8 protein-coding genes and 1 tRNA gene are annotated in these 11311 nt (G+C 30.9%); 2 read left to right on the top strand and 7 right to left on the bottom strand.

The window, feature by feature from the left end; all coding sequences use genetic code 11:
• Genes K337_RS0114670 through K337_RS0114655 form a run of 4 tightly spaced genes read right to left on the bottom strand, consistent with a single transcriptional unit; the run spans position 1 to position 5870 of the window.
• On the bottom strand, positions 1-2025 hold the full coding sequence (locus K337_RS0114670) for a hypothetical protein (protein ID WP_028857260.1): 2025 nt from the start codon (positions 2023-2025) through the stop codon (positions 1-3).
• The gene (locus tag K337_RS0114665) at positions 2006-3787 is read right to left on the bottom strand and encodes an oligosaccharide flippase family protein (protein ID WP_028857259.1); all 1782 of its coding nucleotides are present in this window, start codon (positions 3785-3787) and stop codon (positions 2006-2008) included. Before K337_RS0114665 ends, K337_RS0114670 begins: the two co-directional genes overlap by 20 nt.
• Before the next feature lie 54 nt (positions 3788-3841).
• The gene (locus K337_RS18690; protein WP_051251816.1) at positions 3842-4891 is read right to left on the bottom strand and encodes an SLBB domain-containing protein; all 1050 of its coding nucleotides are present in this window, start codon (positions 4889-4891) and stop codon (positions 3842-3844) included.
• A gap of 4 nt (positions 4892-4895) precedes the next feature.
• Positions 4896-5870: a glycosyltransferase family 2 protein gene (locus K337_RS0114655; protein ID WP_028857258.1), complete on the bottom strand. Its 975-nt coding sequence runs from the start codon at positions 5868-5870 to the stop codon at positions 4896-4898.
• A 150-nt stretch (positions 5871-6020) separates the two neighbouring features.
• Here K337_RS0114655 and K337_RS0114650 point away from each other — a divergent pair, with 150 nt between their 5' ends.
• Positions 6021-6464 (top strand): VanZ family protein, encoded by a 444-nt coding sequence (locus tag K337_RS0114650; RefSeq protein WP_028857257.1) that lies wholly within the window; start codon positions 6021-6023, stop codon positions 6462-6464.
• Positions 6465-6565: 101 nt separating this feature from the next.
• On the opposite strand, the gene fusA is transcribed toward K337_RS0114650, so the two are convergent.
• Together fusA and K337_RS0114640 are read right to left on the bottom strand one after the other, a co-directional pair.
• Complete coding sequence (fusA, locus tag K337_RS0114645) at positions 6566-8623, bottom strand: elongation factor G (RefSeq protein WP_028857256.1); 2058 nt, start codon at positions 8621-8623, stop codon at positions 6566-6568.
• A gap of 70 nt (positions 8624-8693) precedes the next feature.
• The gene (locus K337_RS0114640) at positions 8694-10007 is read right to left on the bottom strand and encodes an SH3 domain-containing protein (protein WP_028857255.1); all 1314 of its coding nucleotides are present in this window, start codon (positions 10005-10007) and stop codon (positions 8694-8696) included.
• A gap of 82 nt (positions 10008-10089) precedes the next feature.
• Between K337_RS0114640 and K337_RS0114635 the strand changes: the two genes are divergently transcribed.
• Positions 10090-10166, top strand: a tRNA-Arg gene (locus K337_RS0114635).
• Positions 10167-10232: 66 nt separating this feature from the next.
• On the opposite strand, the gene K337_RS0114630 is transcribed toward K337_RS0114635, so the two are convergent.
• On the bottom strand, positions 10233-11309 hold the full coding sequence (locus K337_RS0114630; protein ID WP_028857254.1) for a site-specific integrase: 1077 nt from the start codon (positions 11307-11309) through the stop codon (positions 10233-10235).
• Between the last annotated feature and the right edge of the window lie 2 nt (positions 11310-11311).

The following is an 11311-nucleotide window of genomic DNA, read 5'->3' as shown; positions in this document are numbered from 1 at the left end:
TTATCTTCGTCTTTTTATAATACCCTTACTTCCCCAATTTAAAATTACTGAAAGAGCTTCAATTTTTAGTTTTTCTATTATCTCTACTGCTGCTCTTAGGTCTCTATATCGGCTGTAGTCTCCATGAGTTACAATATAAACAATATCTGAATTGATAGCAGCAAATTCAGTAATACCAGAACTTAAAATTGGTTCACTATCTATAAGAATTAAATCAAACTCATCTCTATGCTTATTTAATATCTCTAATATTTTAGTTGTTTCCATTATTTCATCGTCTAACTTAGGATAGATATAAATATTTCTTTCTTTTTCGTAGTATGGGATTTCATCTTCTACAGTAATTTTTAATTTTTCTCCTAAGGAACAGCCAGAAGACTTTATCTCTACTACTAATACCCTAGGTATTGTTTTAGACAGTAGATCTGCTAAATTTACTATGATCTCCGTAGTTCCAATTCCCAAATCAGTAGGAATAAAAGTCACTATTTTTGATTTATTCAAAAAATGATCTCTATTTAACCGTACAGCTATGGACTCCATAGCCTGATATGGCTGACTTTTTTTATATACTAGACTTGTTTTTAAAAAATCTCCATCCTCTAAAGCTGAAATCGGCCAATTAGATTTAAACCCTAATGCACTCTCAATATCCTTACTTTTTCTTATCCTATTGTCCACAAGATCTATAAATATACATAGCCCTCCAATCCAACCATAAGATACCATAAATATTAATGCTAATAACTTACTTTTTGTAGCTCCTGATGGTTCAAATGGATAGTCTGCTGATTTTACCAAGCTCAATCTACTAGGCGCCATAGATTCTGCAGTAAGGTAATATATTCTTTCTGTAACTTGATCATATGTTGTTCTTAAATTTTTTAAATTTGTTTCTATCCTTGCACCTATAAGCATCAATTTAGACACTTCTGCAGCTTTAAGTTTTTCCTCTGTTAGATCTTCCCATAACTGATTTTCTGTCCTTGCTGTAGATTGATGCAAACTTAGAGAATCTATTTCTTTTAATTTTAAAGTGTAATCTCTTTTATTTGTAATAACTTTAGTAGCTCTTTTCCTAACATCTTCTCTAAGTTGTTCTAGATGTTCAGACATATTTTTCATTCTATCTTCTACATATTTTCTATCTGTATTTTGTAAAGTCATCCCATCTAGACTAGCTCTCATCTCCTGCAAGGTCTTATATGTCCAAAATCCTAGATCCCAAAGAGATTGATCTTTTTCTACCATCTCATCTATTAAAGCCGTTAAAGGAACAGCCTTTATATTTTCTATTTCATTCATAACCTCTAAATAACGATTTTCACTTTGAAGTTTGGCATCATATGCTCTTATATAAGCTTCATTTAAATAAGCTATCCGACTATTATACGGATTAAATTGCTCTGAAAATGTAGAAGTATTAGTCTTATCGGTTATATCCTTTAATTTGTCAAATTCAACTTTAATCTCCTTATCTAACCTTTGAAGTTCAGTCTTTAGATAGTTTAACCTCTTATTATTCTTATTTCCAATCTCCTCTTCTACGCTTGTAAAGTAACATTTCATTATTGCATTGACCAGTTCATCCATCCCCTGTGATGTTTCCCAAGTAAAATTTATATTAATAAGATGTGAATCCCTCACAGCTTTTACCCCTATACTCCTCCATATAATTTCCAACTCTTTATTATATGGCAATTCGCCCTTTATAAACAATTTTCTCTTTTCTTCTGGAAGGGAATTTAGTGCTTTTTCAATAATTTCTTTACTATGAATTTTAAAAATTTGTGTCTGGATAAAATCTTTGTAATAACTAGTGATTGAATTTTCATACCCAGATAATGTTGTCATAGCTACAGGTTCTATTTTTATGGTTCCTGATGTTAAATAAGTTAATTTATTCATCAAAAAAGCTAAGGGGCTTAGGATTAAAAAAGTAGCAGTCCCAATTATAATGACCCTTTTTATATATCTGGTTATTGTTGTAATAATATCAATGGGTTTATTTTTTTTCCCCTTCATAAATTTTCTCCTTTCCCAGTAGTTTCCTTATTTTTCTCTCTAATCGGCTTATTTCCTCTAATTTAAAGTAATATTTAAGAGTCAGATAAATCACCACAGTATAAATTAAAAATTTACTTCCTAAAACAGCTAAACCAATCCATCTATTTTCTACTCTAAATAGAGATAATAACAGAGATAATACTCCCCCTATTAAGAAAATTACAAGAGGGTATTTCAAAGTTTTTTCATAGTATTCGGTAATTTCTATTTTAAAATTCCTATTTATTCTTAAGATAAAATAAATGCTTGATACTATAGTACTCAATGCTGTCCCCATAGCTGCTCCTACTATTCCAAATAAAAGTGTAAAAGAAATGATCCAAAAAATAGCTAAAACAAAATTCAATACTGCGTACTCTATCTCATATTCTGGTTTATTCACTCCTCTCATAATAGAACTACCTACCCCAGTATTTAAATTAGTCATAATGGAAAAAGAAAAGATTATCATAGTTGCTGTAATCATCCAATCATTTCTTCCTATCCAAACGTATAATATTTCATGGGCAAAGAAAATTAAAAATACAAAGAGGTAAAAAGTTAAAAGTGATATATATCTATTCCCATTTAAATATAATTTTTTTAGTTTTATATTTTCAATATGTTCACTATCACCTTTCAAAAGATAATTTCTAAATCCAACAAATCCTGAAGCCATAAAAAATAAGCTGACTCCAGATAATAAAATAAATGAATAGCCACTAATTCTTATGTTCTTGAATTTATATGCTTCTGTATAAATTAGATGAAAGAAGACTGTTAAAGCTCCTATATATATCCCTAACCCCACTAATTTTATATAAATTTTAGTCCTTCTTTCATCGGTATTATTATGATTTTCATTTTTAGTGGTGTTATTTTTTAAAATTTCAGCTGCAGCAGGCATAAAAGATATAAAGGCGCCTCCAGCTATAGATGCTCCCTTTTGAGGCAATTTACGTCCTAACTCAAATAACCCTGTCTGTTTTAGTCCTAAAATATTAGCCACTACCAATTGATTAAATGTAGTCATAAAAATCCCAATAATACTTAAAATTTGTATCTTGCTGGCAAATTTAAAAATTTCTTTAAGTATATTAAAATTAAATATAAATTTTGGCTTGATGTATTTATGCATATAGATATAGTGCAAACTTACCTTGACTATGGCTTTTATAAGATAAGCATACAAAAGACTTTTAACTCCAAACCCATTAAACAAAAATATAATACTCAAAAAAATCTCTAAAAAATTTGTTGCAATCCAAATTGTTCTTGTTGTAACAAACTCTTGAATTCCCTCAAAAAAATTCTCAAATCCCTCAAAAGTAAGTTCTATCAAAAAAGCAATAACAGATCCTAAGATTAAGACCTTAGCTGTGTTGTAAAATTCTAAGTTCTCTATTTTAAAAAATGAGAGAATTAGATCAATATAAAAATAAACCAGTGAATATAAGACAATAGAGGTCACACTTAAAAATACAGTCCCACTACTGATTAATTGATTAATTTTCTCCTTATTTCCATTTGCATAAAATTTAGCTGTATACGTAATATAAGCATTTCCTATCCCACTTCCTGTTAAACCAATATAACTTATGATTACAAAACATATAGACCATAGACCAAATTCTTCTAAACTTATAAAGCTTAGTATAATAGGGGTTATAAGTAATCGAGTTATTAAATAAATCATATTTGTTCCCATTCCCATGATGGAATTCTTCAGTACTTTATTCATCTATTCCCCCTTATTATAAAAAATTTAGTTTTATTGCTTCTCCATAAAGATAGATTATTTAACTTTTACATCATCTAAACTAATAGTTCCATTTAGTACACTGTTTCCAAGATCTAAAACTTCAAGTGTCGGCATAATATTATTCATGATATAGTTCCAGCTAGATATCCCTTTTTCACTTACAAAGATTACATCTTTGCTGTTTAACACATAATTTTGTCTGATATCTCCCGTCTCTAACATGTTTTTTAAATTAACTTCTCTAGCCTGGCTCTGACCCTCGACTCCTAATCGAATTAAGTAGATCTTTTTAGTATTTGCATCCTTACTTACTCCTCCAACCTGCATAAGAGCATCCAAAACTGTCAATTGACTTGTTAATTTTACTACCCCTGTTTTCTTGGCTTCTCCCATGACATATACATATTCACTCTCACCACTCTCAGGAATAAAGATAACATCATTATTTTTAATCCTTGCATTTAAAAGCATATTCCCGTTATTTAAAAGATCTTTTAAATCTATCCATATAATTTTATCTTTTCCCCTCAATATGGCACATTGTGTCAATGGTGCTTTAGCATCATCTAAGATAGGGAGCCCTCCTGCTAATGAAAGTGCCTCTAAGAGCGTCCCCTGTCCTGGGAACTTAACTATACCTGGTTTACTTACCCGCCCTAGAACAAAAGCACGATTATTGGTATATTCTTTTATCTCTAGAGTTACTTCTGGTCCGACATAAAATTTTGCTAATTTCTCAGAAATTTCATTTTGGACGTCTACTCTAGTTCTTCCATTTACATGGATTATACCTATCCTAATTATATTAATAATTCCATCAGGCCCTACTATTATATCTTCTTTGGAGACATCTGATCTATTCCAAACATTGAGGATTAAAACATCTCCTGGTCCTAGTAAGTAATTATCGGAGATATCATTGGACAGGATTTCTACCGCCTCTGGAGTAGTAAATTTACTTCCTTTAGCTGCATCTACTTTAAAATCCATATTTTCTCCTGAATTTACCAGCTCTTGATTTGGTTTTATATTATTACAACCTATCAAAAGGTTAAACATAATAAATAAAATAATAATTTTCATTTTTTCACTTCCTTTTGTTTTTTAGTGGTCTACTTAAGACTTGTCCTAAATAAAACCTTACAAGTCCTAGAAATTCTGGGATTACAATAACCGATGCATGAAGTGAATATAACGTTGCACTCTCTTTATCTAAGTTTAGATTTTCCTCAAAGTATTTAACTAGTGATAATCTAGGCCGAAATAAGATTAATAATAAAAACACCAAAAAAATAGAGTTATAGGGTATGAGGGACAAAAACATAAAACTAAGTCCTCCCCTGATTAAAATTCTTTTAATTTCATGACCCCAAAATTCTGGATGTATTTTATTCACTGCAGCATATCCATATCCAGTACGATATCCTCTTTTAAAATACTGTTTAAGAGTATGCATATCTATGTCGTGTTTTGTCATGGGTATATCTAATCGAATTATTTTATATCTATCTTTTAAAATTCGTCGAGAGAATTCTGGATCTTCTCCTCCTACCAAGACTTCATCATATCCCCCTAGTTTAGATAGCACTGATCTTTTCATCAATACATCTCCTCCAAAAGCTTCTACTTCCCCAAAGGAAGGGTTCCAGTCAATGTTAGAGATATAGTTATACTTTGTCTTATTTGGATATATCTCATCCCTCCTACCGCAAACTGCAGCTATTTCTGATTTTTTTATACTATCCAATGCTCTTTCTAAAAAACCCTCCATTAAAAGTGTATCTGAATCTAAAAACATAACATATTCCAATGATCCATCTTTAAAACCTATATTTCGCTGTTTCCCCGGTGTCGGATCTCCCATAGAATGCAATATTTTTAAATTATCAATTTTATTTACCAAGGTTAATGTATTATCTGTAGATCCTCCGTCTACATATTTAAGGGTATATCTGTTTAAAAATTCACTTACTTCTTTAATACTCTTAACACAACTTTCAATTGTTTTTTCACTATTTAAACCTATTAATACAAAATCTATCTCCATATTGTCACCTGCCATATAAAATATCTTTTAAAATCTTTCTTTCCATTATTTACCTTAGTTAGGTGTAAAATCCTTTTATAAAGATCAATATAAAAGGATTTTATAGCTTTTTTCGAAAATATTATACAGTGTCTATATACTAAAAGTTATTAAAAGGAGAAAACTATGAAAAAAATCACAAAATTACTATTTATTTCATTTATTATTATAATTTTTTTATTCTCATCTCAATCAAAATCTGATTCTTCAACTATTTCAGATAATATACTCATATGGATAGGAATAATAACAAAACATGACATTATTTATCAAACTGAAAATTATTTTTTCTTTCATAATTTTATAAGAAAAATAGCACATTTTACACTATATTTCTGTTTGGGAGTCATAGGCACGAAACTTGACAAAAAACTCCTTATTTTGTCTATTTTTATTCCATTTTTAGATGAGTATTTACAAAGTTTTAATTTAGGGAGAGATTCTAATTTTTTTGATATTTTTATAGACCTATTAGGGTTATTCGCTGGATTTTTATTCATTCTAAAAGGAAGGAAATTAATAGATAAAATTTTTGAATATATTCACCTAGAATCAAACAATGATTTTTAATCTTTTAAATTAAACCTGCTTTTTATTTTTAGAGTATAAAAAAACCTGTGAAAACACTTTTTAGTGCCAGTTTCACAGGTTTTTATTTTTTTGTCTATGTTTTATGCTTTATTTTGTAAAATTATTTTTTCACTGATCTTTTCTGGTAGTTCCTCAAAGTTTTTAAATTCCAGAGTAAATTCTCCCTTAGCCTGAGTAAGAGCTCTCAGATCGGTAGTATACTTTAGCATCTCTCTCTGAGGAGCCTCTACACTTATCCTCTGTTGATCTCCAAGGGGTATTATTCCAAGTATTTTACCTCTTCTTTTGTTTAAGTCACCTATTACATCTCCTAAATAATCATTGGGTACTAAGACTTCTACCTGCATTATTGGTTCTAAAATTACAGGTTTAGCTTTAGGCATCCCCAGCCTGTAAGCAAGCATCGCTGCCATTTTAAAAGAAAGTTCATTTGAATCTACAGAATGGTAAGAACCATCTAAAAGAGTAGCTTTAAAGTTAATCAATGGGTACCCTGCCAAAATTCCCTTTTGACTTGCTTCGACGATACCTTTTTCTACTGCTGGTATATACTGTTTTGGAACCGTCCCACCTTTTACCTTATCTACAAATTCAAATTTTTCATTACTCGGTTCAAATCTTATATGTACATCTCCATATTGACCCGATCCACCAGTTTGTTTTTTATGTTTCCCCTGAACCTCTATCATACCCTTAATAGTCTCCCTGTAACTTATCTTAGGTTCAGACGTGGCACTGTTTACTCCAAATTTATTTTGTAGTTTATGAGTTATAACTTGGAGATGTTTCTCCCCCTGTCCTCCTATCAACAACTGTTTAGTTTCATAATTTCTTTCGACTTTAAAAGTCGGATCCTCATCAGTCAGTTTTTGTAGGAGGGTACTTATCTTCTCATCATCACTTTTATTGATCGGTTCTACAGCCAGATAGAGACATGGTTCAGGAAAATCAATAGCAGGATAGAGGATAGGATCCTTTAGATCACAGAGTGTATCCCCTGTTTGAGTGTGCTGCAGCTTGGTAGTCCCACCAATATCTCCAGCTCTTATTTCATCAATATTTATTTGATTTATTCCCCTGAGAAAAAACAAATTAGATATTTTTTCTTTCTTATTCTTATTTGTATTAAATATTTCCATATCTGTTTTTAATACTCCAGAATTTACCTTAAATAACGATATCCTCCCTACAAATGGATCTACTATTGTCTTAAATACAATAGCAGAAAATGTATCATCAACAGCTACCTTTTTAATTTTAAGTTCAGACGTTTTAGGATCTTCCCCTACTCTCTCTCCATCTTGCATCTCGTTTGGAGTAGGCATGTAATTTAAAAATGTATCAAATAGAGTATGAATACCTATAGAATTAACAGCTGATCCTACTAATACCGGTATTATGTCTCCATTTACAATACCTGCATGAAGACCAGTGTGAATCTCTTCTTCTGTAAACTCCTCCCCATTAAAGAATTTCTCCATTAGCTCTTCATTAGATTCTGCTACAGCTTCTACTAACATCTCCCTTATGGAAGAAATCTGCATCCCTTCAGGAATTTCTGAATCTACACAGGCTTTTCCATCAAATTTTCTTCCCTTTAGATCTACTACATTTACAAATCCTTCAAAGCTCTCCTTCTCACCTATAGGTACACAAAATGGCGCTATTTTTTTTCCAAAAGTATCCTTTAGCTCCTCCAATATTTTAGTGTATTGAATGAATCCTTTATCCATCTTATTTATGAAGATTACCCTTGGAATTTTTTTCTCTTCCAATACTTTATTAGCTTTTTCTGTTCCTACCTCAATTCCAGAAGTGGCATCTACCACAAGAACTGCTCCTCCAGCTACTCTGAGTGCAGCACTGACTTCCCCTTTAAAATCAAAGTGGCCAGGTGTGTCTAAGATATTATATTTGTTTCCACAATATTCTATAGGTATAACAGACGTATTTATAGAAAAACCTCTGTGGATCTCCTCCTTTTCAAAATCTGAAATCGTATTTCCTTCCTCAATATTTCCCATTCTATTGGTCACTCCAGCTACATTTAAAAGAGCTTCAGTAATAGTGGTTTTACCGCTTCCCCCATGTCCTAAAAATATAATATTTCTTATCTTATCAATATCATAATTTTTCATCCTATCCCCTCCATATCTTAATAATCAATGATATTCTACTGACATTATTTTTAAATTAGAATTTTTATCTTTAAAATACAATAACTGCTACATTCTGCCTCGGAATTCTCCACCACTTCCCCTCATATTTTGGATCATAACCTACAAAGTCATGGTATAAAAAACTTTCGTGTTCCTCTGGACTCCTAACGCATTTATGGGACCTTTTATATGTTCCCAACGTGATTATTGCTCTTTCTTTTCTTTCTTTTACAGCTTTTTCATTCCCAAGTTCCTCCACTATATCATCCTTTAACGGGATCCCATGAATATAACCACCTCCACTAAACCTTATTCCGTAGTTAGCTCTAGAATATTTTTTTACTACTTCATAATCATCTTCATTTAACCCTTCTTCTGTTATATTTTCAACAACTCCCTCACCAAGATCTTCTTTTTTTACTTTTTCTTCATAGGGAAAAATAACTTGTCTCACTGTGTTTCCGACTAAAAAATAACCTTTTGGAGTTTCATACGAATCACGATTATTATTTATACCGCTTGTAATCAACGAATATGAGATTAGCTGCCACACGTCATCTTCTTTTAAAAAGATACCTTGATTTTGATTCTTCAAATCAATCACTATAATTCTATTTATACCTTTATCTAAATTAATCTTTCGAGTGTTCCCGCTCTCTATTCTATATTTTCTCATTGAATCTGGAATTCTTATAAGATCTTTTCCTTGAACTTTCCCCTTTATAGCAATAATTCTTCCATCTGAAAGATGTCTCAAAGAATTTTTCCCACTTGGATTTGTATAGATACCTATAATACTCTGCTCTCCCCTATTTCCGTACTCATCTACAGGAGTTCCCTCTTCCTCACTAGAACCCGGAGCGTACTGGATGATTCTTTCAGTACTCCAGTTATTTACCTCGGCTTCTGCAATAAAAAGATCTAAATTTCTTGCTCTTTTTGCCATCTCTTCGAACCTAAACTCTCTTTTCACAATTACAGAAGAATGGAGATATCCACTATAATTTTTATATCTTACCTTATACCATAACCTATTATTTCTAATCCTGTCTCCGTTTACCCTTCCTAAAACCTCTATTTTTTCTTTGACCTTTGTCCTACCTAAGATCCTTCCATTTATCGATGCCTCACTCCTTATATTAACTTTGGAGTTAGTGAACAAATAATCTACTGGTGGTAACTCTCCAGTATATTCAATTTTTTTTTGATATAGTGGTAATGTTTTTAATTCTACAGGTATACTCTCCTCCGTCTCTGTATTTTCTATTACTGTTAATTTTATCTCTACAGGAAGAACTACCTCTTTAGCACTACAACCATAGAGAGATGCTATTATAATTAATATTATATATAGTTTTTTCATATTTCCCCTCCAATCTTAAACCTCATTAATAATTCTGGTTGACATAACACTGTAATTAAGGTAAACTAACCCTACTTGGTTTGCATCTATAGCTCAATTGGATAGAGCATCTGACTTCGGATCAGAGGGTTATGGGTTCGATTCCTATTAGGTGCGCCATTTTTGATTTTAACAATTGCGTTTATTGAGCTTATAAATCTGTGGAGACAATTTGGGGACAAAAGTTTAAATATTGTTTAATTTATTTAAAACTTCTAACACCTTATCTTCATCAGTATCTACTAAATGTGAATATGTATCTAAGGTCATCTTTATACTTTCATGACCTAATCTTTTTGAAATTTTAACAATGTTTACTCCGCTTTGAAAAAGTATTGAAGCGTGGCTATGCCTAAAATCATGTAGGCTGAATTGTTTTAGTTTCAATTTTTTTATTGTCAAATTTTTACGTCTATGTAAATTGGTTCTACTAACTTGAAAAATTCTTTTTATTTCCTTGTCATACAGAGTATCTATATATACCTTTAAATCATCCATCAAAAAATCTGGAACTTTTATAACTCTAACTGATGATTTAGTTTTTGGTTTTGTAATATACCCTTTTTTATCAATTTTTGAATATGTCTTATTTATCTTTATACTTCCATCATTAAAATTTATATCTTTTCTATTTAGAGCCAATACTTCACCTATCCGACAACCAGTGTAATACAGTAGAGAAAATATAAGTGAAATTTCACTATTATCAAATGTTTTAATCTCCCTTATAAACCTTTTGTATATTTCAGGAGTTATTATATTGGTTGCTTTTTTATCTTTTAATAAAGGTGACTCCTGGACTCCTCCGGTTACTCTAACAGGATTTTCTTTGACTCCATAAAATTTAACCGCATAATTAAATATTGCACTCAATTCTTTTTGTAAGGTTTTAAAATAACTTTTTGTATATTCATTTTTTAATTCGTGGTTTTGCCATTTTTTTATAGCTGCAGGTGTTATATCCTGGATTAATTTATCTTTGAAATACGGTATAAGCTTCCCGTTAAATACTCTTTTTTTTCTTGCAAATGTACTAGCTTTTACCCTTACCTCTATATCTTCTAAATAAATTTCTGCTAATTGTTTAAAACCTAACATTGAGCTTGTCTCTTTTTCTTGAGAAATAAATTTAATTTCCCACTCCTTGGCTTCCTTTTTTGTTTTAAAGCCTCTTTTTTTCTTTTTTTTATGTTCATTATTATAGGTTTTATACCTTATTTCTACATACCAGCTATTCCTTATCTTATCTTTATATACACTCATAA

The organism is Psychrilyobacter atlanticus DSM 19335 (assembly GCF_000426625.1).
In the GTDB taxonomy this organism is placed as follows: Bacteria; Fusobacteriota; Fusobacteriia; order Fusobacteriales; family Fusobacteriaceae; genus Psychrilyobacter; species Psychrilyobacter atlanticus.
This window is presented reverse-complemented; position numbering and strand designations above follow the sequence as displayed.